The following is a 24,971-nucleotide window of genomic DNA, read 5'->3' on the forward strand; positions in this document are numbered from 1 at the left end:
CACGACCCAGCCCGAGCAGAAGAAGTGGTGTTTCAGAGGATTGGCCGCCCCGGGACCGTCCGCGCCGATGCGTGTCCGGTGCTCCCTGCCGAGCGACTAGAGAACACTACCCCTCCCCGCGAGGCGATGCAAACGGCTCGGCCCGATCGGCCGGGAGAAACCGACGAGGGCTACCCGGCCCTTCCCGCACCTCATACCGTGCGGAGTCGGACCGGACAGCCCTCACAGCCGTGCAGCTTCACGGCGGAACAGCCTCAACGCCGTGCAACCTCAGAGATCACCGAGGCCAACGGCCCCGGCTCACGAGTTGGTCGGGAAGCCCAGGTTGATACCTCCGTGCGAGGGGTCCAGCCAGCGCTGGGTCACGGCCTTGCCGCGGGTGAAGAACTGGACGCCGTCGGGACCGTAGGCGTGGGCGTCACCGAAGAGGGACGCCTTCCAGCCGCCGAAGGAGTAGTAGGCGACCGGAACCGGGATCGGCACATTGATGCCGACCATGCCGACCTCCACCTCGTGCTGGAAGCGCCGGGCGGCGCCGCCGTCATTGGTGAAGATCGCGGTGCCGTTGCCGTACGGGTTGGCATTGATCAGCGCCAGGCCCTCCTCGTAGGAGGAGACCCGGACGACCGACAGCACCGGGCCGAAGATCTCGTCGTTGTAGACGGACATGCCGGGCTTGACGTGGTCGAACAGGGTGGGGCCGAGCCAGAAGCCGTCGGTGGTGGGGGTACCGGAGGCGTCCTCGGCGGCGATCAGGTGCTTCCGGCCGTCGACCGCCAGCTCGGCACCGTCGGCGAGGCCGGACTCGACGTACGAGGTGACCTTGTCGCGGTGCTGGCCGGTGACCAGCGGGCCCATCTCGGAGTCGCCGTTGCAGCCGGGGCCGACCTTGAGGGTGGCCATCCGCTGCTTGATCTTCTCGACCAGTTCATCGCCGATCGGGTCGACCGCGACCAGGACCGAGACGGCCATGCAGCGCTCGCCGGCCGCGCCGAAGCCCGCGTTGACGGCGGCGTCGGCGCTCAGGTCGAGATCGGCGTCGGGAAGGACCAGCATGTGGTTCTTGGCGCCGCCGAGGGCCTGGACGCGCTTGCCGTAGCGGGTGCCGGTCTCGTAGACGTAGCGGGCGATGGGGGTGGAGCCCACGAAGCTGACGGCCTTGATGTCGGGGTGCTCCAGCAACCGGTCGACGGCGGCCTTGTCACCGTGCACCACGTTGAAGACGCCGTCCGGCAGGCCGGCCTCCTTCCACAGCTGGGCGAGGAAGTTGGCGGCGGACGGGTCCTTCTCCGAGGGCTTCAGCACGACCGTGTTGCCGGTCGCGATGGCGATCGGGAAGAACCACATCGGCACCATGGCCGGGAAGTTGAACGGCGAGATGATCGCGACCGGGCCGAGCGGCTGGCGGATCGAGTAGACGTCGATGCCGGTGGACGCCTGCTCGGTGAAGCCGCCCTTGGACAACTGCGGGATGCCGCATGCGAATTCGATGACCTCCTGGCCGCGGGCCAGCTCGCCGAGCGCATCCGAGTGCACCTTGCCGTGCTCGGAGACGATGATCGAGGCAAGCTCGTCCTTGCGGGCGTTGAACAGCTCGCGGAAGGCGAAGAGCACCTGGGTGCGCTTGGCAACCGAGGCGTTGCGCCACTCGGCGAAGGCCGAGGCGGCGGCGGCGACCGCCTGGTCGACCTCGGCGATCTCCGCGAAATCCACCTGCCCGGTCACCTGGCCGGTGGCCGGGTCGAAGATGTCACCACGGCGCGGCGCGGCGCCGGCGGTGGCGACGGATGCGCCGTCGATCCAGTGGGTGATGTGCTTGCTCAAGGTCATCCTCCGAAGTCCCCGCGCGGCTCACCTGCCGCCGGGCCCTTGTGCGGCGCCTCCCGACCCGGGCCGGGCGACGGGATTCCGGCGCTACCGCGCTCGATTCCAGTCTGCGGACCGGCGAGGCCGGGCTCAACGAACAGCATGACGGGGATCTGGGATTCAGCCTTACAGGTCGTCGAAGGATCGATGTGCTGACGACCGCCTCGGTTCGATCCGGTACAGCTCGACGGCGGCCTCTGTAGGGCCGGCTCCGGGACGACCGGTTCGGTCAGGACGCCCGAGCGGTCGGGACCCGTCCATGCCGGACGGACACCAGAGATTAGGCAGGCCACGGTTCCCACCCGATTCGCAGCCGGAGCGCACATGTCTCGGGGACGCCTCCCAAAGTGGGATGCGCCCCCGAAACATCACCGGAAACCCTGGCTCCGGAGCATCACCGCAACCTCAGCCCCCGGAACCCTGGCCCCAGGACAGCCCCGGGCCCCGGATCCGGCCAAGCCCTCCCACCGTCAGCTGTCGAAGCCGAGGCCGAGCCGGTCCAGCGTGCGCAGCCAGATGTTGCGCTGCCCGCCGTTGTGGTCGGAGCGGTCCAGTGACCACTTGGTCATCTCGATCCCGGCCCAGCGGACCGGCTCGGGCGGGAAAGGCAGCGGCTTGCTGCGCACCATCTCCAGCTCCGTCCGCTCGGTCGATCGGCCCGCCAGCAGGTCGAGCATCACCTCGGCGCCGAACCGGGTCGCGCCGACCCCGAGCCCGGTGAAGCCGGCCGCGTAGGCGACGCGTCCCTTGTAGGCGGTGTCGAAGAAGGCGGAGAAGCGGCTGCAGGTGTCGATCGCGCCGCCCCAGGCGTGGGTGAACCGGACGCCCTCCAGCTGCGGGAAGGTCTGGAAGAACTGCCTCGACAGGGTGCGGAAGGTCTCCGGCCGCTGGTCGTACTCGGCCCGGACCTGACCGCCGTAGTGGTAGATGGTGTCGTAGCCGCCCCACAGGATCCGGTTGTCGGCGGAGAGCCGGAAGTAGTGGAACTTGTTGGCGCTGTCGCTGAGCCCCTGCCGGTTGGCCCAGCCGATGGCGGCGAGCTGCTCCCCGGTGAGCGGCTCGGTCATCAGCGCGTAGTCGTACACCGGGACGATGTACGGCCGAACCCGCTTCACCAGGGACGGGAAGGCATTGGTGCCGAGCGCGACCCGGCGGGCGAAGACCCGGCCGTAGGGGGTGCGGACGGCCGTGCCGCTGCCGTACTCCGCAAGGTCCAGGGCCTTGGTCCGCTCGAAGACACGGACGCCCTGGGCGAGGCAGGCCGCCTTGAGGCCCCAGGCAAGCTTGGCCGGGTGGAGCATGGCCACGCCGTTCCTGTCCCAGAGGCCGCCGAGGAAGGTGGGTGAGTCGACCTCGGCGCGCAGTTCGGCGGCGTCGAGGAAGGTCAGCTCGATGCCGTACCGGGAGACGGTATCGACGACCTCGTGCAGTTCCTCCAGCTGGTGCGGCTGGGTAGCGATGTCGATCTCGCCGGTGCGCTCCCACTCGGCGTCGATGTCATAGCGCTTGAGCGTGTCCTCGATGGCCTGGAGGTTGGCCGCGCCCTGGCGCTCCAGCTCGGCGAGTTCACCGGGCCAGCGCGCCAGGCCGTTGCCGAAACCGTGGGTCAGGCTGGCGGCACAGAATCCGCCGTTGCGCCCGGAGGCCGCCCACCCCACTTCGTGGCCCTCGACCAGGACGACGTCCAGTGCGGGGTCGCGCTCCTTGGCGATGAGCGCGGTCCACAGGCCGGAGTAGCCGCCGCCAACCACGAGCAGGTCGCACTTGGTGTCACCGACCAGCGCGGGCAGGGCCTGCGGCCGACCGGGGTCCTCCAGCCAGAAGGGGGTGGGCTGAGCATCACTGAGCGCACGGGCAGAGTCCATGCTGTATCAGCTACTTTCTGATGTTTTGTAGGTGATCAGTAGTGGTGGAAGAGATGGGCCATGGGTCAGTACCGCGCCTTCCGACGGTTGCCGACCCACTGGCCGGCGATCGTCAGCAGCACCGCGGCGATGAACATCGCGGTGCCGATCACGTTGACCTGCACCGGGATACCGCGCTGGGAGGCGCCCCAGACGAACATCGGGAAAGTGACCGTGGTCGGGCCCGAGTTGAACTGGGTGATGATGAAGTCGTCGAAGGAGAGCGCGAAGCTGAGCAGCGCGCTGGCCGCGATACCGGGGGCGGCGAGCGGGAGGGTGACCTTCAGGAACGTCTGGGTCGGGGTGGCGTAGAGGTCCTGGGCGGCCTGTTCCAGCCGCGGATCCATGGACATCACGCGCGCCTTGACCGCCGTCACCACGAAGCTGAGGCAGAACATGATGTGCGCGATCAGGATGGTCAGGAAGCCGAACTGGATGCGCATGTTGAGGAAGAGCGTGCCCAGCGAGGCGGCCATCACCACCTCGGGCATGGCCATCGGCAGGAAGATCAGCGCGGTGGTGGCGGCCCGGCCGCGGAAGCGGTAGCGGGCCAGCGCGAAGGCGACCATGGTGCCGAGCACGGTGGCGCCGATGGTGGCCAGCGTGGCGATCTGCAGGCTCAACGAGAGCGAGCCGCACATGTCGGCGACGTCGCACGGGTGGGTCCAGGCATCGGTGGAGAACTGCGACCACTCGTAGTTGAACTTGCCGACGGGCTTGTTGAACGAGAAGGCGAAGACCACCAGGTTGGGCAGGACCAGGTAGGCGAGGGCGAGGATGCCGGCCAGCACCGCCAGGTGCTCTCGGATCCACTTGAAGACGCGGGACATCAGACCAGCTCCTCCGTCCCGGCCTTGCGCATGTAAACCGTGACCATGCCCAGGATCAGGGCCATCAGAATGAAGCTCAGGGCGGCCGCGGTCGGGTAGTCGAGCACGTTCAGGAACTGCTTCTGGATCCCGTTGCCGACCATCTGCTCGCTCGGCGAGCCGAGCAGCTGTGCGTTGATGTAGTCGCCGGAGGCCGGGATGAAGGTGAGCAGCGTGCCCGCCACCACACCGGGCAGCGAGATCGGGAAGGTGACCTTGCGGAAGGTGGTGAAGGGCCGGGCGTAGAGGTCGCCCGCCGCCTCGTGCAGCCGGGGGTCGATCCGCTCCAGTGAGGTGTAGAGCGGCAGGATCATGAACGGCAGGAAGTTGTAGGTCAGACCGCAGACCACGGCGAGCGGGGTGGCCAGCACCCGGTGGCCGGAGGTCAGGCCGACGGCATCGGTGAGGCTCAGCAGGTGCAGGCTGTTGAGCGTGCTCACCACCGGGCCGCCGTCCGAGAGGATGGTCTTCCAGGCCAGGGTGCGGATCAGGAAGCTGGTGAAGAACGGCGCGATCACCAGGATCAGGATGACGTTCCGCCACCGCCGGTTGGCCTTGAAGGCGATGGTGTACGCCAGCGGGTAGCCGATGGCGAGGCAGAGCACGGTGGCGACGGCCGCGTACGCGAACGAGCGGACGAAGTGCCACTTGTACTCGTTCAGGGCGTCCCAGTAGGTGGCGAAGTGCCAGGTCAGCTTGAAGCCCTGCTCCAGCGAACCGGTCTGCAGCGAGGTGGAGGCCTGGTAGACCATCGGCACCGCGAAGAAGACCACCAGCCAGGCGATGCCGGGGAGCAGCAGCCAGTAGGCGGTGAGCTTGCGGCGCTTTCTCGGCGCGTCGGGGAGGGGGATCACCTGGGGTGGTGCGGCCTCGGTGTGGGTGGTCACGCCGTCTCCTCCCCGGTGCCCGCGTCGATCGCCTGGGAGGCGTCGAGGCCGAAGGAGTGCGCTGGGTTCCAGTGCAGGACGACGGGGGCGCCAGGAGCGATCCGGCCGTCACGCTCCATGTTCTGTTCGAAGACGGCGATCTCCTGGCCGGACTCGGAGCGGACCACGTACTGGGTGGACACACCGATGAAGCTGGAGTCGGCCACCGTGCCGCTGATCCTGTTCCGGCCCTCGGGGACCGTCGCGGAGGCGTGCGCGATGGTGATCTTCTCCGGGCGGACACCCAGGTGGATCCGCGTGGCCTCGGTGGCGCACCGGGACCTGGGCACGGTGAGCCGGACCCCGGCGGCGCTGAGCAGCAGGTCATCGCCGCTGCGGCCGGTGACCTCGGCGGGGATCAGGTTGGACTGGCCGAGGAAGTTGGCCACGAAGGTGGTGGCGGGGTTCTCGTACAGCTCGGCGGGGGCACCGAGCTGCTCCACCCGGCCGCCGTTCATCACCGCGATGGTGTCGGCCATGGTCATGGCCTCCTCCTGGTCGTGGGTGACGTGGACGAAGGTGATGCCGACCTCGGTCTGGATCCGCTTGAGTTCCAGCTGCATCTGCCGGCGCAGCTTGAGGTCGAGGGCACCGAGCGGCTCGTCCAGCAGCAGCACCTGGGGGTGGTTGATCAGCGCGCGGGCGACCGCGACTCGCTGCTGCTGGCCGCCGGAGAGCTGGTGCGGCTTGCGCCTGGCCATCGGACCGAGCTCGACCAGATCGAGCATCTCCTCGACCTGCTTCTTCACGTCCTTCTTCCCGCGGCGACGCAGGCCGAAGGCGACGTTCTCGAAGATGTCGAGGTGCGGGAAGAGCGCGTAGCTCTGGAAGACGGTGTTCACCGGGCGCCTGTAGGGCGGCAGCACGGTGACGTCCTGCCCGCCGATCACGACGGTGCCGGTCGTGGGCTCCTCCAGGCCGGCGATCATCCGCAGCGTGGTGGTCTTGCCGCAGCCGGAGGCACCGAGCAGGGCGAAGAAGGAGCCCTGCGGCACCGTGAGGTCCAGGGGATGGACGGCGGTGAAGTCGCCGTAGGTCTTGCCTATGCCGGTGAGACGGACGTCTCCGCCGGCCGTCGCCGCGTCGCGCAGCTGCTCAGTCATGGTGTCTCTCTGTCAGGTGCCGTACTACAGATGCAGGGGCCGATGTGGGGTCGGACGCCGATCAACTCAGGCGCCGATCAACTTGGAGAACTTGCCCTCGAAGTCCGTCTCCTCCGCCTCGGAGAGGGTACGGAAGACGTGGACCTTGGCGGCCATCTCCGGTGTGGGGACGACCAGCGGGTTCTCGGCGACGTCGGGGGCGAGCCTGGCGAGCTCGTCCTTGATGCCGGCGACCGGGGACACGTAGTTGATGCCTGCCGTGAGTTCGGCTGCGATCTTCTGCTGATAGTAGAAGTCGATCAGGAGTTCGGCGTTCTTCTTGTGCTGAGCCCTGGCGGGGATCAGCATGTTGTCGGTCGAGCCGACGTACCCCTGCTCGGGGATGACGAACTCGATGTCGGGATTGTCCGCCCGGAGCTGGATCAGGTCGCCGCCCCAGGCCAGGCAGGCGGCGATGTCCCCGGAGGACAGCTCTTGACCGTAGTCGTTTCCGGTGAACTTGCGAATCTGCCCGTCGTCCACGCCCTTCTGCAGCCGGGTGATAGCGGCGTCGTAGTCGGCGGTGGTGATCTTCGCCGGGTCCTTTCCCTGGTCCAGCAGCACCATCCCGACCGTGTCGCGCATCTCCGAGAGGAAGGTGACCCGGCCCTTCAGCTCGGGGTCGTCCAGCAGTTGGCCGACACTGCCGACCGGCTTCCCCTTGGTGGCCTTGCGGTTGTACGCGACGACCACCTGAATGCCCGCCCAGGGGTAGGAGTACCGGTTGCCCGGGTCCCAGTCGGGGACGCGGAAACGGTTCTCCACGTTGAGGATCGCGTTGGTGACGTTCGCCGGATCGAGCCGCTGCACCCAGCCGAGCCGGATCAGCCGCCCGGCCATCCAGTCGGTGAGCACCATCAGGTCCCGGCCGGTGTCCTGACCCGCCGCCAGCTGCGGCTTGATCTTGCCGAAGAACTCGACGTTGTCGTTGACGTCCTCGTTGTACCTGACCTTGACACCGGTGGCCGCGGTGAACCCGTCGAGGGTGGGGTGCCGGTCCTTGTTCTTCTCGTCGACGTCGATGTACAGCGGCCAGTTGGAGAAGTTCACCACCTTCTCCGAATCGGAGAGGTCCTTGACGGAGTTGTCGAGGGCCGCCCCGGTTCCACCCTTCGCGGGCGGGATACCGCAGGCCGCGAGGGTCCCGGCGGCGGCCGTGAGGCCCGCGCCACGCAGCAGTGAGCGGCGGGTCAGCGCGGCCCGGCCGTTTGTCAGACTGCGTTCCCACGCCCTGCGGACGGGTTCGGACAGTCCGTCGGCGATCTCGTTGAACTCCATGCGGGGACACCCTCCTGGGGGGAAGAGGCGGGGAGCCGTTGGGGGACGGCTCCCCGGCGGGGTCATCTGTCTCCGAAGACCGTGCGGTGCCAGTCCTTGCGGACCACCGCCGTGGTGTCGTACATGACGTGCTTGACCTGGGTGTACTCGTCCAGTGAGTACTGCGACATGTCCTTGCCGTAGCCGGAGGACTTGTAGCCGCCGTGCGGCATCTCGCTGATGATCGGGATGTGGTCGTTGACCCAGACGCACCCGGCCGCGATCTCCCGGGTGGCGCGCAGCGAGCGGTGCACGTTGCTGGTCCAAGCGGAGGCGGCCAGCCCGTAGGGGGTGTCGTTGGCCAGCCGCAGCCCCTCCTCGTCGCTGTCGAAGGGCAGGACGACCAGCACCGGCCCGAAGATCTCGCCCTGCACCACCTCGCTGTCCTGGGCGGCCCCGGTGATGAGGGTGGGCAGGTAGTACGCGCCGAGCGTCAGGTCCGTACCGTCGTGGCCCTTGGCCGGGGCCCGTCCGCCGGTGACCACGGTCGCGCCGTACCCGCGGGCCCGCTCGACGAAGCCCGCGACCCGGTCCCGGTGGGTGTACGAGACCAGCGGGCCGAGGTCGGTCTGCGGGTTCAGCGGGTCGCCCAGGCGGATCCCGGCGAACAGCTCGGCGACCCCCGCCACGAAGGCCTCGTACAGCGGGCGCTGGACGTAGGCGCGGGTGGCGGCGGTGCAGTCCTGGCCGCTGTTGATCAGCGCACCGGCGACCGCGCCGTGCACCGCGGCCTCGAGATCGGCATCGTCGAAGACCACGAACGGTGCCTTGCCGCCGAGCTCCAGGTGGGTGCGCTTGACGGTGGCGGTGGCCAGTTCGGCCACCCGCCTGCCGACCGCGGTGGAGCCGGTGAAGGAGACCATCGCGACGTCGGGGTGGCGGACCAGCCGCTCGCCGGCACTGCGCCCGGCGCCGGTGACCACGTTGACCACACCGTCCGGGATGCCCGCCTCCGTACACGCCTCGGCGAACATCAGCGAGGTCAGCGGGGTCAGCTCGGCCGGCTTGAGCACGATGGTGTTACCCGCCGCGATCGCCGGGAGGATCTTCCAGGCCGCCATCTGTAGCGGGTAGTTCCACGGAGCGATGGACCCGACCACGCCGATCGCCTCGCGCCGCACGTACGAGGTGTGGTCACCGGAGTACTCCCCCGCGGCCCTGCCCTCCAGGTTGCGTGCCGCTCCGGCGAAGAACGAGGTGTTGTCGATGGTGCCAGGCACGTCGAACTCACTGGAGAGCTTGATCGGCTTGCCGGTCTGCGCGGTCTCCACCCGGGCGAACTTCCCGGCGCGCTCCTCCAGCACGGCCGCCAGCTTCAGCAACGCCTGGGCGCGGGTCCCCGGGGTGGCGCCGGACCACTCGGGCTGTGCGGCCTTCGCGGCGCCGACCGCCGCGTCCACGTCGGAGGCGGACGCGAGCAGGACCTCCCGCACCACACTCCCGTCGGCGGGGTTGACGACCTGGAAAGGCTCCGTCCCGGTGCCCCCGGTCAGGCGGCCCGCGATGTGGTGCGCGCCCGCGCTGAGACTGGTCAGGTCCATCAGGTTCCTCCATGTGCCCGGTGATTCGACGGCCGCGCGCCGGCTGACTGCCCGGTCACCGCGATGGGAGAGCCGCTCGTCCACCGGGATGCGCGATCCTGGCAGGCGCTCCTGGCTTCCACAAGGGATTCCGCTGTCGCCGTCCGGCCGCGCCACGGATTCCGCCGTTGATACCCGGCTTCTCCACAACCGTTCCGCTGACCTTGCCCGCTGGAGTATCCGGGTGACAAGGGTCACTCCGGCAGGCCGCCCCGCAACGGGTTTACAACATGCAAGGCCGACAGAGCGTCTAGTCGATGGATGATTTCCCTGACACTCTGACTCGCTGGAGGCTCGCGATGCTCCCCACCGTCGCCCGCGTACTCGACCTGGACGTTATGCGGCGCGGCCTGCCCGAGGTGGTGGCCGGCGCCGCCCAGCTGGAGCGCCCGGTGCGCTGGGTGCACGTCAGCGAGCTCCCCGACGTGGCCGGCATGCTCCAGGGCGGCGAACTGGTGCTGACCACCGGAATCGCCCTGCCCGAGGACCGGGACGGGCTTGCCAGATACGTCCGGGAGCTGGACGAGGTCGGTGTCGCCGGACTGGTCGTCGAGTTCGGCCGCCGCTACTTCGACAGCCTGCCGCGCGCCCTGGTGCACGCCGCCGATCAGCGTGGACTGCCGCTGATCGTGCTCCGCCGCGAGCTGCGCTTCGTCGCCATCACCGAGGCGGTGCACGCCCTCGTGGTCAACGCCCAGCTGGAGCAGCTGCGCACCTCGGAGGCGGTCCACCAGGTCTTCAACGAGCTGGCCGTGGAAGGCGCCGAGCCGGCCGAGGTGGTCCGCCAGGTGGCCCGGATGGCGGGCCGTCCGGTGGTCCTGGAGAACCTGGCGCACCAGGTGCTGACCCACGATCCGGCCGGCCGTTCGGAGAGCGAGCTGCTGGAGGGCTGGGAGCGCCGCTCGCGCGGGGTCCATCCGCCGGGCCGGACCGGTTACGACCCACGCAGCGGCTGGCTGGTCACCGCCGTAGGCGCGCGCGGCCAGGACTGGGGCCGGCTGGTCCTGGCCGAGGAGCCGGTCCCGCTGCCCGCCGGCACCCCGCACCCGCACGCGATGCTGCTGGAGCGCGGCGCCGCCACTCTGGCACTGAACCGGCTGGTGGTCCGCGACCGGGAGAGCTTGGAGCGGCAGACCCACCGCACCCTTCTCTCCGGCATCCTGACCCACTCGCTGACCGTCTCCGAGGTGGCGCTGCGCGCCCAGGCGCTGGGGGTGCCACTGGAGAGCCGCCGCCTGGTCGGGGTGGTGCTGCGCCAGCGCCGCGAACCGATCCCGGCCGCGCTGGAGGCGCAGGCCCGACTGCGCGACTTCACCGAGCTGGCCGCCGGCGCGATCCGCGCCTGCCGCCTGACCGCCCTGGTCGGCGCGCTGGACGACGAGGGCGTCGGCCTGCTGATCACGCTCGGTTCGCAGCAGGACGAGCACACCGCGCTGGACTCCTTCGCCACCGCGCTGCGCAGGCTGGTGACGGAGAGCTCCAGGGACACCCCGGCGCCCGCGGTCGAGCCGGTGATAGCGGTGGGCTCCTCAGTGGGCTCGGTCCGGGACGCCCGGCGCACCCTGCTGGAGGCCACCCAGGTCGCCGACGCCGCCCTGCACGACGGCGGCCGGACCTCCTCCTACTACCGACTCCCGGACGTCCGGCTGCGCGGGCTGCTCCACCTGCTGCGCGACGACGCCCGCCTGCAGACCTACGTCGAGCGCGAGCTCGGCCCGCTTCTCGCGTACGACGCGGAGCACGGCGGGCAGCTGGTGCAGCTGCTGCGGATCTACCTGGACCAGGGGCGCAACAAGTCGGCCGCAGCCGACGCGGCGCACCTGTCCAGGCCGTCCTTCTACGACCGGCTGCACAAGGTCGAACGGATCCTCGGCGTTGACCTCGACCAGGTCGAGTCCTGCCTCTCCCTGCACGTCGCCCTGCTCGCCCTGGACGCCGTACGGCGCTGAGCGGGCGTCAGACTCCGGCCACCTTGCCCCAGATCTGGTGGAAGCCGGGCCGCTCGTCGGCCTTGACGTCCCGCATGGTGTGCAGCTTGGCCCGGATCTCGTCGGTGGGGAAGATCAGCGGCTCCTCGGCGAGCGCGGCCGTGTCCTGGTCGTCGCTCTGGGCCAGCACCTCGCGCGCGGCCGGGACCGGGCAGATGTACTGCACGAACGCGGCCAGCTTGGCGGCCACCTCGGGCTGGTAGTAGTAGTCGATCAGCTGCTCGGCGTTCTGCTTGTGCTCGGCCTTGTTCGGGATCATCAGACTCTCGGCCCAGAGCTCCGCGCCCTCCTCGGGCACCACGAACTCGATGTCCGGGTTGTCCGCCTTGAGCTGGATCGCGTCCCCCGAGTACGCCTGGCAGGCTATCGCCGCTCCGGAGGCCAGGTCGCTGGTGTAGTCGTTGCCGGTGAACCGGCGGATCTGCTTGCGGTCCACCATCTTCTGCACCAGGTCCATCGCCCGGTGCGCGTCGTCGGCGGTGAACTTGGTGATGTCGGCGCCCTGGGAGAGCATCAGCAGGCCCAGTGCCTCGTCCATCCCGGAGAACAGCGTCACCCGGCCCTTGAGGTCCGGCGCCCACAGGTCGGCGGTGGATTTGATCTCCCGGCCGAGCGCCTTGCGGTTGTAGGCGATCCCCGTGATGCCCGACTGCCACGGCACGCTGCTCTTCCGCCCTGGGTCGAAGGCGGGGTTCCGCAGCTGGGGGTCCAGGTACTTGGCGACGTTCGGCATCCGGTCCCGGTCCATCGTCTGCACCCAGCCGAGGTTGACGTAGCGTCCCGCCATCCAGTCGCTGATCACCATCAGGTCCCGGCCCGGGTCGCCGCCCTGGGCCAGTACCGGGCTGATCTTGCCGAAGAACTCGTCGTTGTCGTTGATGTCCTCGGTGTAGGTGACCTCGATGCCGGTCCGCTTGGTGAACTCGTCCAGGGTGGGACGGTGGCCGGCCTTGTCGACGTCGATGTACTGGGTCCAGTTGGAGAAGGTCAGCGTCTTGTCCCGCTCAGAGCGGTCCGGCACCGAGCGCCGCTCCTGGGGTACGTAGGCGGCAGGGATGCCGCAGCCCGTCAGCGCGGCCGTGCCGAGCAGACCGGTGGCACCGAGGACGGCACGGCGGGACGTGGTTGAGCGCATGGGCGTGCTCCTGGGCAGAGAACGTGAGGGAGGAGGGCGTGGGCAGGGGACGGCCCCGGGCCATGGGGGTGCCCGGGGCCGCGTCGGTGCGGAGCCGTCAGACGGTGTGCGCGTCGGTCAGCGTGAGCGCCTCGTCAAGGATCGCCAGACCGGACCTGGCCTCCTCCTCGGTGATGGTGCAGGGCGGAACCACGTGGAAGCGGTTCATGTTGACGAAGGGCCACAGGCCCTGCTTCTTGCAGGCGGCGGCCAGCTCGGCCATCGGCGCGTTGTCGGCGCCGGTGGCGTTGTACGGCACCAGCGGCTCGCGGGTCTCGCGGTTCCTCACCAGATCGAGCGCCCAGAAGACACCGAGGCCGCGCACCTCGCCGACCGACGGGTGGCGCTCGGCCAGCTCGCGCAGGCCGGGGCCGAGCACATTCTCCCCGATGTGCCTGGCGTTCTCGACAATGCCCTCCTCGGCCATCACCTCGATGGTCGCGACGGCGGAGGCGCAGGCCAGCGGGTGGCCCGAGTAGGTGAGCCCGCCCGGGAAGGGCTGCTCGGCGAAGGTGGCCGCGATCTCGGCGGAGATCGCCACCCCGCCCAGCGGAACGTACCCGGAGTTCACACCCTTGGCGAAGGTCATCAGATCGGGCACCACACCCCAGTGGTCGGCGGCGAACCACTCACCGGTACGGCCGAAGCCCGCCATCACCTCGTCCAGGATGAAGACGATCCCGTACCGGTCGCAGATCTCCCGCACCCCGGCCAGATAGCCGGCCGGCGGAACGAGGATGCCCGCCGTGCCTACCACGGTCTCCAGGATCACCGCGGCCACCGTGCCCGGGCCCTCGAAGGCGATCGTCTGCTCCAGATGGGCCAGCGCGCGCTCGCACTCCTGCGCCTCGTTCTCGGCGTGGAAGTTGGAGCGGTACGGGTACGGGCCCCAGAAGTGCACGATCCCCGAGACACCGGTCTCGTTGGCCCAGCGGCGCGGGTCACCGGTCAGCGTGATCGCGTTGGCGGTGGCGCCGTGGTACGAGCGGTAGGCGGAGAGCACCTTGTGCCGGCCGGTGTGCAGCCGGGCCATCCGGATGGCGTTCTCCACGGCCTCGGCGCCGCCGTTGGTGAAGAAGATCTTGTCGAGGTCGCCCGGGGTGCGCTCGGCGATCAGCCGCGCCGCCTCACTGCGCGACTCCACCGCGAAGCCGGGCGCGATGGTGCAGAGCTTCGCCGCCTGCTCCTGGATCGCGGCGACCACCTTCGGGTGCTGGTGCCCGATGTTGGTGTTCACCAGCTGCGAGGAGAAGTCGAGGTAGCGGTTGCCGTCGTAGTCCCAGAAGTACGAGCCCTCGGCACCGGCCACCGCGAGGGGGTCGATCAGTGCCTGGGCGGACCACGAGTGGAAGACGTGCGCGCGGTCGGCGGCCTTGACGGCCCGCCCGGCGGCAGGGTCAGCGGTGGGGATGCTCATGGGCGTAAGCGTAGGGAATCACTCCCACCGGCCAGCAGATGCATCCTGTCAGGCCCTCCCGCGCTCCACCGACAGCCTGACAGGCCGAAGGCCCGGACCGCGCTGCGCGGTCCGGGCCTTCGGGACGGTTGCTCAGATGGCGGTCATGACGTGCTTGACCCGGGTGTAGTCCTCGAAGCCGTAGGAGGACAGGTCCTTGCCGTAACCGGACTTCTTGAAGCCGCCGTGCGGCATCTCGGCGACCAGCGGGATGTGGGTGTTGATCCAGACGCAGCCGAAGTCCAGCCGGCGGGACATCCGCATGGCGCGCGCATGGTCCTTGGTCCAGACCGAGGAGGCCAGCGCGTACTCCACACCGTTGGCGTAGTCGACGGCCTGGTCCTCGTCGGAGAACTTCTGCACGGTGATGACGGGGCCGAAGACCTCGTTCTGGATGATCTCGTCGTCCTGCTTCAGGCCGGAGACCACGGTCGGGGCGTAGAAGTAGCCCTTGTCGCCGACCCGGTGGCCACCGGCCTCGACCTTGGCGTGGGCGGGCAGTCGCTCGATGAAGCCGGAGACCTGCTTCAGCTGGTTGGCGTTGTTCAACGGGCCGTACAGCACGTCCTCGTCGTCGACGCCGCCGGTCTTGGTGTCGGCGGCCGCCTTGGCGAGCGCCTCGACGAAGGCGTCGTGGATCGACTCGTGCACCAGCACGCGGGTGGCCGCGGTGCAGTCCTGGCCGGCGTTGAAGAAGCCGGCCACCGAGATGCCCTCGACGGCCTCGGCGATGTCGGCGTCCTCGAAGACCACGACCGGAGCCTTGCCGCCCAGCTCCAGGTGGACGCGCTTGACGTCCTTGGAGGCCGACTCGGCCACCTGGATGCCGGCGCGGACCGAGCCGGTGATGGAGGCCATCGCCGGGGTCCGGTGCTCGACCATCATGCGGCCGGTCTCCCGGTCGCCGCAGATCACGTTGAAGATGCCGGCCGGGAGCTCCAGCTCCTTGAGGATGCCGCCGATGATCTCGGCCAGCAGCACGGTGGAGGCGGGGGTGGTGTCCGAAGGCTTGAGGACCACGGTGTTGCCCGCGGCGATGGCCGGGGCGAACTTCCAGACCGCCATCATCATCGGGTAGTTCCACGGCGCGACCTGGGCGCAGACGCCGACCGGCTCACGGCGGACGATCGAGGTCATCCCGTCCATGTACTCACCGGCCGCCTTGCCCTCGAGCAGGCGGGCGGCACCGGCGAAGAAGCGGATCTGGTCCACCATCGGGCCGATCTCCTCGGAGAGGGTCAGCGCACGCGGCTTGCCGGTGTTGCGGCACTCGGCGTCCACGATCTCCTCGGCGCGCGCCTCGACCGCGTCGGCGATCTTCAGCAGCAGCTTCTGCCGGGTGCTCGGAGTGGCGTCGCGCCAGATCGGGAAGGCCGCGGCCGCCGAGGCCATCGCCGCGTCCACGTCCGCCGCACCGGACAACGGAGACGTCGCGTAGACCTCGCCGGTGCTCGGGTCGACCACGTCCAGCATGCGGCCGTCAGCCGCATCGACGAACTCGCCGTTGATGTAGTTGCGCAGCGTACGAAGGTCGCTCACGGGTATCTCCTCGGTCTGAACCTGCGGCATTGCAGAATCCGGCGCCAGGGTACCTCTGACGCCGAGTGGCCGGGGCCTGAGAGCCGCGTTCCACTTGCAGATGTGCACGCCCACGCGAGCACCCGGCCACACTACCCGCGTACTGCGCTTATCGACAGGCCCCGAGCTGGTGTGCAACGTAATCCGCACCCGTTTTTCGAAATGGCAACGAAATCAGCAGCGCGCAGGCTTGCATGACCGAAGTGGATCAGGCACAGTGGCGACGTGGCCAACCGCGACCGGAACGCCAGCGTTCCCCTCGACGCCGCCTCCAAGGCGATCATCGAGCAGCTCCAGGAGGACGGGCGCCGCCCGTACGCCGCCATCGGCAAGGCCGTCGGCCTGTCCGAGGCGGCCGTGCGGCAGCGGGTCCAGAAGCTGCTCGACCAGGGCGTGATGCAGATCGTCGCCGTGACCGACCCCCTCACCGTCGGATTCACCCGTCAGGCGATGGTCGGGATCACGGTCGAGGGTGACGTGGAGCCCGTGGCCGACGCGCTGGCCGCCCTCGACGAGGTCGACTACGTGGTCTGCACCGCAGGCTCGTTCGACCTACTGGCCGAGCTGGTGTGCGAGGACGACGAACATCTGCTCGAAATGATCAACAAGCGCATCCGCGCGCTTCCCGGCGTGCGGAGCACCGAGAGCTTCGTTTATCTGAAGCTCCGGAAACAGACCTACACCTGGGGCACCCGATGACAGCCGACCCGGCGCAGAAGGACCTTTCCAAGACCGCCTACGACCACCTGTGGATGCACTTCACCCGCATGTCGTCGTACGAGAACTCCCCCGTTCCCACCATCGTTCGCGGTGAGGGCACCTACGTCTGGGACGACAAGGGCAAGAAGTACCTGGACGGGCTCGCCGGCCTGTTCGTCGTCCAGGCCGGCCACGGCCGCGAGGAGCTGGCCGAGGCCGCTGCGAAGCAGGCCAAGGAACTGGCCTTCTTCCCGGTGTGGAGCTACGCCCACCCGAAGGCCGTCGAGCTGGCCGAGCGCCTGGCGAACTACGCGCCCGGCGACCTGAACAAGGTCTTCTTCTCCACCGGTGGCGGCGAGGCCGTCGAGACCGCCTGGAAGCTCGCCAAGCAGTACTTCAAGCTGACCGGCAAGCCGACCAAGTACAAGGTCATCTCGCGCGCCGTCGCCTACCACGGCACCCCGCAGGGTGCCCTGTCCATCACCGGCCTGCCGGGCCTGAAGGCCCCGTTCGAGCCGCTGGTGCCGGGCACCCACAAGGCTCCCAACACCAACATCTACCGCGCCCCCGCCTACCTGCAGGGTACGGACGGGTCGGTCGACCCGGAGGCGTACGGCCGCTGGTGCGCCGACCAGGTCGAGCAGGCCATCCTGTTTGAGGGCCCGGACACCGTCGCCGCCGTCTTCGTCGAGCCGGTGCAGAACGCCGGCGGCTGCTTCCCGCCGCCGCCCGGGTACTTCCAGCGCCTGCGCGAGATCTGCGACCGCCACGACGTGCTGCTGGTCTCGGACGAGGTCATCTGCGCCTTCGGCCGCCTGGGCACCATGTTCGGCGCCGACAAGTTCGGCTACCAGCCCGACATGATCACCTGCGCCAAGGGCATGACCTCGGGCTACTCCCCGATCGGCGCCACGATCATCTCGGACCGCATCGCCGAACCGTTCTACAAGGGCGAGAACACCTTCCTGCACGGCTACACCTTCGGTGGCCACCCGGTGTCGGCCGCCGTCGCGCTGGCCAACCTCGACATCTTCGAGCGCGAGGGCCTGAACCAGCACGTGCTCGACAACGAGTCGAAGTTCCTGGGCACCCTGAACAAGCTCCGCGACCTGCCGATCGTCGGCGACGTCCGCGGCAACGGGTACTTCTACGGCATCGAGCTCGTGAAGGACAAGGCCACCAAGGAGTCCTTCAACGACGAAGAGATCGAGCGCGTGCTCTACGGCTTCCTGTCGAAGGAACTCTTCAACAACGGCCTGTACTGCCGCGCCGATGACCGCGGCGACCCGGTCATCCAGCTGGCTCCGCCGCTGATCTCGGACCAGTCGACCTTCGACGAGATCGAGCAGATCCTGCGGACCACGCTGACCGACGCCTGGGCGAAGATCTGATCTTCCTGCCGCAACCCTCCGCCGAAGGGCGGCCCCACCGCCGAGTGGGGCCGCCCTTCGGCGCTTTCGGCGGTTCCACGGAAAACAAACCTGCCGGGTTCGGGTGCCTTTGCCCGTGAATGAGCCAGTGTGCCGCAACCGCAACGCGACCTTGTCGTTCTAATCTGACGACTGTCATATCCCCGTCGGCACCAGGATGGACTTCCATGTCAGCGGCCCCGCCCGACAACGACGTGCTCTGGGCCCGAGGGATCGTCAAGTCCCACCACGGCACCCCCGCCCTACGGGGCGTCACCATCGGCGTCCGAACCGGCGAGGTACTCGCCATCACCGGACCGCGCGGCTCCGGCAAGAGCACCCTGCTCGGCTGCCTCTCCGCGCTGCTCCCGGTGGACGACGGCGAGATCTGGTTCAACAGCTCGCCCGTGCACACGCTCACCCGCACCGGCCGGGAACGGCTCCGCCGCGACCGCTTCGGCTTCGTCGGCTCCGAGCCGCACCTGGTACCGGAACTGACCGCCCGGGAGAACGTCGCACTGCCGCTGCTGCTCGCCGGCGCCGGGCACAAGGCCGCCCGCAACTCCGCCGCCGAATGGCTGGAGCGCCTCGACGTCGCCGACTGCGCCACCCTCCGGCCCGGTGAACTGGTCCAGAGTCAGCGGCAGCGGATCGCCGTCGCCCGTGCCCTGGCCCCGCTGCCCTCGGTGGTCTTCGCCGACGACCCCACCGCGCCGCTGCACCGCGAAGCCAAGGACCAGCTCCTGCGGATACTGGTCACCGCGGCCCGTTCGCACCAGCTCACCCTGGTGCTCGCCACCCACGAGCCGGAGCTGGCCAACGTCGCGGACCGTACCCTCGCGCTGGTCGACGGCCGGCTGGCCGCCCCCGTCGCATCCGTGCCGCGCGGCGTCTCCCCCGTCTCCGCCGGGCGCTGAAAGGGACCTCTCCTTGCTCTACCTCCGCCTGGCCCGGGGCTACCGGCCGGCCGACCTCGGCCGCTGCCTGCTCACCGCGGCCGCCGCCGCGGCAGTGGCCGTCTTCCTGCTGCGCGCCCTCGGCCGCGCACTCGCCGATCCCGCCGGCGCCTCGGTCGAACGGCTGCTCTGGTGCCTCCCGCCGCTCGCCGCCGTCGGCTGGTTCGCCGCCGTCGCCGCCCGCGCGCTGCCCGTCGCGCGTGCCGAACGGATCACCGGCCTGACCGCCGCCGGTGCTGGCCCCACCGCCATCCGCGCCCTGATCGCCGGGGAGACGGCCCTCGTCAGTGCCGTCGGCAGCGGACTCGCACTGCTGGCCTTCCTGGTCCTGCGCAACGACATCGCGGGCCCCTCGCTGGCCCCCGAGGTCGGCCTCGGCAGCCCGCTTCCGGCCGCCGCGCCGGTCACCCTGCTGTTCCTGGTCCCGCTGGTCGCCGGTGCCTCGGCCGCCGCGGCGATCCCGCTCACCGAAACCCTGCCGGGACACAGCGAGGCACCCCACCACACCGGCTTCGCTGGCCCGCGGCTCGCCGTGCCCATCGGACTCGTCCTGATCGGCCTCTCACTCGAGCTGTACGGGCTGCGCCCCGGCGCCGCCCAGGACGGCTGGCCGCTCGGGTTGCCCGCCGGGCTCGGCGCCACGAACTCCGCCGCCCTGATCGGCTGGGCCTTCGCCGCCCTCGGCCTGGCGCTGCTCACCGCTCCACTGCTGGCCTGGGGCGGGCAGCTGCTGGTGCTCGGCCGGCCCACCCCGCTCCGGCTGCTCGCCGGACGCGGGCTGACCGCTGAGGCGCATCGACTCGGCGCACCGCTGGCAGTGCTCGCGCTGAGCCTGGCGACCGGGCTGACGGCCATCCGCTCCTGGGCGCACCGGCCGGGCACCGTCGAGACGGTCCCCGCACTCGAGGCGGCGCTGATCGTCGGCTGCGCGATCATGGCCGTGCTCATCCGGGCGGCCCAGATCCGCGACTCCCGGCAGAACGTGACCGCGGCACTGGTCCAGCTCGGGGCCGCGCCCCGGCTGCTGCTCGGGGCTGCCGTACTACGCACGGCGGCCGCCGGGACCGTTCTACTGGTCACCGGCGGCCTGACCGCCGCACTGGCGGCAGCCGCGCTGCGCTGAACGCACCTTCAGCGGCGCGGGGAAGCTCGGCCGGCCGTAAGCCCTCGTCCGTGTGAACCCGCCCCGTGCCGCCCGGGAGCGCGACGGCGCTGGACGGGCGGCACGGAGCGCTCGCGGCTTCCCCGTGCGCCCCTGGAAGCCGCGTCAGCCGGCGGCGGCCAGCTGGCCGCAGGCCCCGTCGATCTCCTGACCGCGGGTGTCGCGGACGGTGGTCGGCACGCCGTGCGCCTGGAGGCGCCGGACGAACTCGCGCTCGTCCTCGGGGCGGGAGGCCGTCCACTTGGAACCCGGCGTCGGGTTCAGCGGGATCAGGTTGACGTGCACCCGCTGGTTCTTGATCAGGCGACCCAGCAGGTCGGCGCGCCAGGCCTGGTCGTTGATGTCCTTGATCAGCGCGTACTCGATGGAGATCCGACGCCCGGACTTCTCCGCGTAGTTCCACGCCGCGTCGAGGACCTCGGCCACCTTCCAGCGGGTGTTCACCGGGACCAGCTCGTCGCGCAGCTCGTCGTCGGGCGCGTGCAGCGAGAGCGCGAGCCGGCAGCTGAGCCCCTCGTCCGCGAGTCGGTTCATCGCCGGCACGAGGCCGACGGTGGAGACGGTGATACCCCGCTGGGAGAGCCCGAAGCCGTCGGGGGCCGGGTCGGTCAGACGGCGGATCGCCGCCAGCACCCGGTTGTAGTTGGCGAGCGGCTCGCCCATGCCCATGAAGACCACGTTGGACAGCCGTGCCTCGCCGCCGGGGATCTCCCCGGCCTTGAGCGCGCGCATGCCCGCCGCGATCTGCTCGACGATCTCGGCGGTGGAGAGGTTGCGGGTCAGGCCGGCCTGGCCGGTGGCGCAGAACGGGCAGTTCATGCCGCAGCCGGCCTGCGAGCTGATGCACATGGTGACCCGGTCCGGGTAGCGCATCAGCACGGACTCGACCAGGGTGCCGTCGAAGAGCTTCCAGAGCGTCTTGCGGGTGGCGTCGTCGTCGCAGGAGACGTGCCGGACCACCGTCATCAGATCGGGCAGCAGCGCCTCGGTGAGCTTGCCGCGCGAGGCTGCGGGGATGTCCGTCCAGGCACCCGGATCGTCGGACAGCCGGCCGAAGTAGTGGTTCGACAGCTGCTTGGCGCGGAACGGCTGCTCGCCCAGCTCGGCGACGGCCTCCTTGCGCTCGGCGGGGCTGAGGTCGGCAAGGTGTCGCGGGGGCTTGGCGCCGCGCGGCGCGACAAACGTCAGTTCTCCGGGCTTAGGCATGGTTCATCCAGTGTCGCAGATCGGCGAAGTGCTCCGGGGAAGCGGTGGCTTCGAACGCGGAAGGCCCGGACGCGCGAAGCGTCCGGGCCTTGTGACCGATCCGGCCGAGGTCAGCTGCCGACGAAGGCCGCCAGCAGCAGCCACACCACCGGTGCGGTCGGCAGCAGCGAGTCGAGCCGGTCCATGATTCCGCCGTGGCCGGGGAGCAGGGTGCCCATGTCCTTGATGCCGAGGTCCCGCTTGATCATGGACTCGGCCAGGTCGCCGAGGGTCGCGGTGACCGCCGCGCAGCCGCCGAGGATCAGACCCTGCCACCACTGGCCGCCGTCAATCACGTACTGCATGATCAGCGCGCCGGCGATCATCGAGAGGCCGACGCCGCCGGCCAGTCCCTCGCGCGTCTTGCCCGGGCTGATGGTAGGCGCCAGCTTGTTCCTGCCGAACTTGTAGCCGACGGCGTAGGCACCGGTGTCGCTGCAGATGGTGACGACCAGGAAGAGCACGATCCGCTGCGGGCCGTCGGCGGCGGCGAGCATCAGGGCCACGAAGGTGGCCAGGAACGGGACGTAGAAGGCGGTGAAGATGCCCGCCGTTATGTCACGCAGGTAGTTCTCCGGCGGCTGGTTCATCCGCCAGATCATGATCGCGAGTCCGGTGAGGGCCAGCGCGGCAGCCGCCCACTGGGCACCGGCCCAGTAGCCCAGCACCGGCATCGCGACCGCCCCCGCCAACAGCGGGTACAGCGGTGTGGCGATGCCCTTGCGCTCGGTCAGCCGGCTGCTGAGCTCCCAGACGCCGACCGCCGCAGCCGCCACCACGACGACCAGGAACAGCACCTTCACGAAGAACAGCGAAGCGACGATGACCGCGCCGAGGCCGACACCGACCCCTATCGCGGCCTGGAGGTTGCGGCCGCCGCGCTGTTTACGGGGCTGCTGGTCGGACTGGGCCAAGGATGTCTCCTGGACAGAGGGCATGATCAGAGTCTGTGCCGCTGGTGGCGCCCCGGTGGCACCGGGGTCTACTTGCAAACGGCCCGTTCGGCGGATGGCACGCCGAACGGGCCTTCAGGTCAACCGGTACGGAGTACGGGGTCACCCGTGACAGGAGCGCCCGGAAGTCTGCCGAGCGCCACCCCGCGAGCCGGAGCCGTCGGGGCGGCGGCCGGATCAGACCTCAAGCAGCTCGGCTTCCTTGTGCTTGAGCAGCTCGTCGATCTGGGCCACGTACCTGGCCGTGGTGTCGTCGAGCTCCTTCTCGGCACGACGGCCCTCGTCCTCGCCGATCTCGCCGTCCTTGACCAGCTTGTCGATGCCGTCCTTGGCCTTGCGCCGGATCGAACGGATGGAGACCTTGGCGTCCTCACCCTTGCCGCGGGCGACCTTGATGTACTCCTTGCGGCGCTCCTCAGTCAGCTGCGGGAACACCACTCGGATGATCGAACCGTCGTTGGACGGGTTGACGCCCAGGTCCGAGTCGCGGATCGCCTGCTCGATGTTGCGCAGGGCGGACTTGTCGAACGGGGTGACGACCGCCATCCGCGGCTCCGGCACGGCGAACGAAGCGAGCTGGTTGATCGGCGTAATGGCGCCGTAGTAGTCCGCGACGATCTTGGCGAACATCGCCGGGTGCGCGCGGCCGGTGCGGATCGCGGCGAAGTCGTCCTTCGCGACCGAAACGGCCTTCTCCATCTTCTCCTCGGCCTCGAGGAGGGTCTCTTCGATCACTGTGTGCTCCCTGTCCGGTTCATCTGCTGTTGTCCCGTACCGGTGCCCCGGACGGCTGTTTGCTGCACGGCCGACTACGGCGCGAGTGGCGGCGGCTCAGGCCTGGCCGGAGTCCTCGCTGATGAGTGTGCCGATCTTCTCACCCTTCACCGCCCGGGCGATATTGCCCTCGGCCAGCAGCTCGAACACCAGGATCGGCAGCCCGTTGTCCTTGCACAGGGTGATCGCGGTCAGGTCCGCGACCTTCAGGTCCCGGGCGATCACCTCGGTGTAGTCGAGCGAGTCGAACTTCACCGCCTCCGGGTTGGTCCGCGGGTCCGAGTCGTAGACGCCGTCCACACCGTTCTTACCCATCAGCAGCACCTCGGCGTGGATCTCCAGCGCACGCTGGACGGCCGTGGTGTCGGTGGAGAAGTACGGCATGCCCATACCGGCACCGAAGATGACCACACGGCCCTTCTCCAGGTGCCGGACGGCGCGCAGCGGCAGGTACGGCTCCGCGACCTGGCCCATGGTGATGGCGGTCTGCACCCGGGTCTCGATGCCTTCCTTGATCAGGAAGTCCTGGAGCGCCAGGCAGTTCATGACGGTGCCGAGCATGCCCATGTAGTCGGAGCGGGCCCGGTCCATGCCGCGGACCTGCAGCTCGGCGCCGCGGAAGAAGTTGCCGCCACCGATCACGACTGCGACCTCGGTACCGGCGCGGACCACCGTGGCGATCTCCCGGGCGATCGCGTGCACGACGTCCGGGTCGACGCCGAGGCCGCCACCGCCGGAAAACGCCTCACCCGACAGCTTGAGCAGAACGCGGCGGCGCGAACCGCCCAGCGCGGTCTCCTGCGTCTCCTGCATGGACTTCTCCTTCTCCACCTACTGGTTCACAGGGCCGGACGTCTCACAGGGCCGAGTGTGCCGTGTGAGGCCGAGACCTGCGCGTACACGCAAGGAGGCCACTGCCGCGGGAACCGGTACGGTGTCCTGCACGGCAATGGCCTCCTCGTCGTTCATGGTGCCGACGCGGCCCGCCCTTCGTCTTCGGCGGCGCTGGATGAGCCCGATCGGCGCGTTCCTGGCCACCCGTCCGGGTGACCGGGCGTTTCCTACCTTAGGCGGGAAGCGCTGGGGAACGTGGCTCAGGCGCCGACGCGGAAGCGGGCGAAGCGCACGAGCTTGACGCCGGCCTCGTCGAGGACCTTGGCGACGGTCTTCTTGTTGTCCTTGGCGAACGCCTGCTCCAGAACGGCGTTCTCCTTGACGAAGCCGGTGACGCGACCCTCGACGATCTTCGGCAGGGCGGCCTCGGGCTTGCCCTCCTCGCGAGCGGTGGCCTCGGCGACGCGGCGCTCGTTGTCCAGGATCTCCGCCGGGATCTCCTCGCGGGACAGGTAGGTCGGAGCGAAGGCGGCGATGTGCTGCGCGACGTCCTTGGCGACCTCGGCGTTCTCCTTGTCGAGCTCGACCAGGACGCCGACCTGCGGCGGCAGGTCCGGGGAGGTGCGGTGCATGTACGCGGCGACGAAGCCCTCGCCCGCGAACTGCGCGAAGCGCTTGAAGACGATCTTCTCGCCCAGGTTGGCGTTGGCCTCGTCCACGAACTGCTGGACGGTCTTGCCGGCCTCGATCTCGCTGGCCAGCGCGGCCTCGAGGTCGGCCGGGGCGGTGGCGGCGACGTGCTTGGCCAGCTGGTCGGCGACCTCGACGAACTTCTCACCCTTGGCGACGAAGTCGGTCTCGCAGTTCAGCTCGACCAGAACGCCGGTGTTGCCACCCTCCAGCACCAGAGCCAGGGCGCCGTTGGAGGCGTCACGGCCCTCGCGCTTGGCGACACCCTTCTGGCCCTTGATGCGCAGGATCTCGACGGCCTTCTCGACGGTGCCCTCGGCCTCGTCCAGAGCCTTCTTGCAGTCCATCATGCCGGCGCCGGTGAGCTCACGGAGCTTCTTGACGTCCGCGGCGGTGTAGTTCGCCATGGTGTGAATCTCTTCTCGCGTCTCGCGTGTCTGCGTGGGGTG

At 69.6% G+C, this 24,971-nt stretch carries 20 protein-coding genes; 5 read left to right on the top strand and 15 right to left on the bottom strand.

Annotated features, from left to right (window positions below; genetic code table 11):
- Window positions 1–300 precede the first annotated feature (300 nt).
- The 7 genes from ABD369_RS30370 to ABD369_RS30400 form a co-directional block, all read right to left on the bottom strand.
- On the bottom strand, window positions 301–1,830 hold the full coding sequence (locus ABD369_RS30370) for a CoA-acylating methylmalonate-semialdehyde dehydrogenase (protein WP_344639790.1): 1,530 nt from the start codon (window positions 1,828–1,830) through the stop codon (window positions 301–303).
- Window positions 1,831–2,336: 506 nt separating this feature from the next.
- Complete coding sequence (locus ABD369_RS30375; protein WP_344639791.1) at window positions 2,337–3,731, bottom strand: NAD(P)/FAD-dependent oxidoreductase; 1,395 nt, start codon at window positions 3,729–3,731, stop codon at window positions 2,337–2,339.
- Between the two features lie 65 nt (window positions 3,732–3,796).
- Window positions 3,797–4,600: an ABC transporter permease gene (locus ABD369_RS30380; protein WP_344639792.1), complete on the bottom strand. Its 804-nt coding sequence runs from the start codon at window positions 4,598–4,600 to the stop codon at window positions 3,797–3,799.
- Window positions 4,600–5,526, bottom strand: a complete 927-nt coding sequence (locus ABD369_RS30385; protein WP_425557817.1) for an ABC transporter permease — start codon at window positions 5,524–5,526, stop codon at window positions 4,600–4,602. The genes ABD369_RS30380 and ABD369_RS30385 overlap by 1 nt, the downstream gene beginning before the upstream one ends.
- A complete protein-coding gene (locus ABD369_RS30390) occupies window positions 5,523–6,668 on the bottom strand; it encodes an ABC transporter ATP-binding protein (RefSeq protein WP_344639793.1) in 1,146 nt (381 codons plus the stop codon). The genes ABD369_RS30385 and ABD369_RS30390 overlap by 4 nt, the downstream gene beginning before the upstream one ends.
- Window positions 6,669–6,734: 66 nt before the next feature.
- Window positions 6,735–7,985, bottom strand: coding sequence for a polyamine ABC transporter substrate-binding protein (locus ABD369_RS30395; RefSeq protein ID WP_344639794.1), 1,251 nt, complete (start codon window positions 7,983–7,985; stop codon window positions 6,735–6,737).
- 62 nt (window positions 7,986–8,047) lie between these two features.
- Window positions 8,048–9,565 (bottom strand): gamma-aminobutyraldehyde dehydrogenase, encoded by a 1,518-nt coding sequence (locus ABD369_RS30400; RefSeq protein ID WP_344639795.1) that lies wholly within the window; start codon window positions 9,563–9,565, stop codon window positions 8,048–8,050.
- 338 nt (window positions 9,566–9,903) lie between these two features.
- On the opposite strand from ABD369_RS30400, the gene ABD369_RS30405 reads away from it, so the two are divergent.
- A complete protein-coding gene (locus tag ABD369_RS30405) occupies window positions 9,904–11,553 on the top strand; it encodes a PucR family transcriptional regulator (protein WP_344639796.1) in 1,650 nt (549 codons plus the stop codon).
- A 7-nt stretch (window positions 11,554–11,560) separates the two neighbouring features.
- On the opposite strand, the gene ABD369_RS30410 is transcribed toward ABD369_RS30405, so the two are convergent.
- The 3 genes from ABD369_RS30410 to ABD369_RS30420 all read right to left on the bottom strand — a co-directional run bounded on the left by ABD369_RS30410 (window position 11,561) and on the right by ABD369_RS30420 (window position 15,761).
- Window positions 11,561–12,727 (bottom strand): polyamine ABC transporter substrate-binding protein, encoded by a 1,167-nt coding sequence (locus ABD369_RS30410; protein ID WP_344639797.1) that lies wholly within the window; start codon window positions 12,725–12,727, stop codon window positions 11,561–11,563.
- 97 nt (window positions 12,728–12,824) lie between these two features.
- On the bottom strand, window positions 12,825–14,183 hold the full coding sequence (locus tag ABD369_RS30415) for an aspartate aminotransferase family protein (RefSeq protein WP_344639798.1): 1,359 nt from the start codon (window positions 14,181–14,183) through the stop codon (window positions 12,825–12,827).
- Between the two features lie 132 nt (window positions 14,184–14,315).
- Window positions 14,316–15,761 carry a gamma-aminobutyraldehyde dehydrogenase gene (locus ABD369_RS30420; RefSeq protein ID WP_425557818.1) on the bottom strand — a complete coding sequence of 482 codons (1,446 nt, stop codon included), beginning with the start codon at window positions 15,759–15,761 and terminating at the stop codon, window positions 14,316–14,318.
- Window positions 15,762–16,025: 264 nt separating this feature from the next.
- Here ABD369_RS30420 and ABD369_RS30425 point away from each other — a divergent pair, with 264 nt between their 5' ends.
- The 4 genes from ABD369_RS30425 to ABD369_RS30440 all read left to right on the top strand — a co-directional run bounded on the left by ABD369_RS30425 (window position 16,026) and on the right by ABD369_RS30440 (window position 19,987).
- Window positions 16,026–16,499, top strand: coding sequence for an Lrp/AsnC family transcriptional regulator (locus ABD369_RS30425; protein ID WP_045301249.1), 474 nt, complete (start codon window positions 16,026–16,028; stop codon window positions 16,497–16,499).
- Window positions 16,496–17,890, top strand: a complete 1,395-nt coding sequence (locus tag ABD369_RS30430) for an aspartate aminotransferase family protein (protein WP_344639800.1) — start codon at window positions 16,496–16,498, stop codon at window positions 17,888–17,890. The genes ABD369_RS30425 and ABD369_RS30430 overlap by 4 nt, the downstream gene beginning before the upstream one ends.
- A gap of 206 nt (window positions 17,891–18,096) precedes the next feature.
- On the top strand, window positions 18,097–18,825 hold the full coding sequence (locus ABD369_RS30435; protein WP_344639801.1) for an ABC transporter ATP-binding protein: 729 nt from the start codon (window positions 18,097–18,099) through the stop codon (window positions 18,823–18,825).
- A gap of 13 nt (window positions 18,826–18,838) precedes the next feature.
- Window positions 18,839–19,987, top strand: coding sequence for a hypothetical protein (locus tag ABD369_RS30440; RefSeq protein WP_344639802.1), 1,149 nt, complete (start codon window positions 18,839–18,841; stop codon window positions 19,985–19,987).
- Window positions 19,988–20,131: 144 nt separating this feature from the next.
- On the opposite strand, the gene rlmN is transcribed toward ABD369_RS30440, so the two are convergent.
- The 5 genes from rlmN to tsf all read right to left on the bottom strand — a co-directional run bounded on the left by rlmN (window position 20,132) and on the right by tsf (window position 24,929).
- Entirely contained in the window at window positions 20,132–21,232 is a 1,101-nt protein-coding gene (gene rlmN / locus ABD369_RS30445) for a dual-specificity RNA methyltransferase RlmN (protein WP_344639803.1), read from the bottom strand.
- A 110-nt stretch (window positions 21,233–21,342) separates the two neighbouring features.
- Window positions 21,343–22,209: a phosphatidate cytidylyltransferase gene (locus tag ABD369_RS30450; protein WP_344639804.1), complete on the bottom strand. Its 867-nt coding sequence runs from the start codon at window positions 22,207–22,209 to the stop codon at window positions 21,343–21,345.
- Window positions 22,210–22,401: 192 nt separating this feature from the next.
- Window positions 22,402–22,959, bottom strand: a complete 558-nt coding sequence (gene frr, locus ABD369_RS30455) for a ribosome recycling factor (protein WP_344639805.1) — start codon at window positions 22,957–22,959, stop codon at window positions 22,402–22,404.
- Between the two features lie 96 nt (window positions 22,960–23,055).
- A complete protein-coding gene (gene pyrH, locus ABD369_RS30460; protein WP_344639806.1) occupies window positions 23,056–23,811 on the bottom strand; it encodes a UMP kinase in 756 nt (251 codons plus the stop codon).
- A 281-nt stretch (window positions 23,812–24,092) separates the two neighbouring features.
- Window positions 24,093–24,929: a translation elongation factor Ts gene (gene tsf / locus ABD369_RS30465; RefSeq protein WP_344639807.1), complete on the bottom strand. Its 837-nt coding sequence runs from the start codon at window positions 24,927–24,929 to the stop codon at window positions 24,093–24,095.
- Between the last annotated feature and the right edge of the window lie 42 nt (window positions 24,930–24,971).

The sequence above is a fragment of the Kitasatospora cystarginea genome (assembly GCF_039533515.1).
GTDB classification, from domain to species: Bacteria; Actinomycetota; Actinomycetes; order Streptomycetales; family Streptomycetaceae; genus Kitasatospora; species Kitasatospora cystarginea.

Bases quoted from the DNA above. Each gene is read 5' to 3' on its own strand.
- ABD369_RS30370 (WP_344639790.1), bottom strand. From the start codon at position 1,830: ATGACCTTGAGCAAGCACATCACCCACTGGATCGACGGCGCATCCGTC.
- ABD369_RS30375 (WP_344639791.1), bottom strand. From the start codon at position 3,731: ATGGACTCTGCCCGTGCGCTCAGTGATGCTCAGCCCACCCCCTTCTGG.
- ABD369_RS30380 (WP_344639792.1), bottom strand. From the start codon at position 4,600: ATGTCCCGCGTCTTCAAGTGGATCCGAGAGCACCTGGCGGTGCTGGCC.
- ABD369_RS30390 (WP_344639793.1), bottom strand. From the start codon at position 6,668: ATGACTGAGCAGCTGCGCGACGCGGCGACGGCCGGCGGAGACGTCCGT.
- ABD369_RS30395 (WP_344639794.1), bottom strand. From the start codon at position 7,985: ATGGAGTTCAACGAGATCGCCGACGGACTGTCCGAACCCGTCCGCAGG.
- ABD369_RS30400 (WP_344639795.1), bottom strand. From the start codon at position 9,565: ATGGACCTGACCAGTCTCAGCGCGGGCGCGCACCACATCGCGGGCCGC.
- ABD369_RS30405 (WP_344639796.1), top strand. From the start codon at position 9,904: ATGCTCCCCACCGTCGCCCGCGTACTCGACCTGGACGTTATGCGGCGC.
- ABD369_RS30410 (WP_344639797.1), bottom strand. From the start codon at position 12,727: ATGCGCTCAACCACGTCCCGCCGTGCCGTCCTCGGTGCCACCGGTCTG.
- ABD369_RS30415 (WP_344639798.1), bottom strand. From the start codon at position 14,183: ATGAGCATCCCCACCGCTGACCCTGCCGCCGGGCGGGCCGTCAAGGCC.
- ABD369_RS30430 (WP_344639800.1), top strand. From the start codon at position 16,496: ATGACAGCCGACCCGGCGCAGAAGGACCTTTCCAAGACCGCCTACGAC.
- ABD369_RS30435 (WP_344639801.1), top strand. From the start codon at position 18,097: ATGTCAGCGGCCCCGCCCGACAACGACGTGCTCTGGGCCCGAGGGATC.
- rlmN (WP_344639803.1), bottom strand. From the start codon at position 21,232: ATGCCTAAGCCCGGAGAACTGACGTTTGTCGCGCCGCGCGGCGCCAAG.
- ABD369_RS30450 (WP_344639804.1), bottom strand. From the start codon at position 22,209: ATGCCCTCTGTCCAGGAGACATCCTTGGCCCAGTCCGACCAGCAGCCC.
- pyrH (WP_344639806.1), bottom strand. From the start codon at position 23,811: ATGCAGGAGACGCAGGAGACCGCGCTGGGCGGTTCGCGCCGCCGCGTT.
- tsf (WP_344639807.1), bottom strand. From the start codon at position 24,929: ATGGCGAACTACACCGCCGCGGACGTCAAGAAGCTCCGTGAGCTCACC.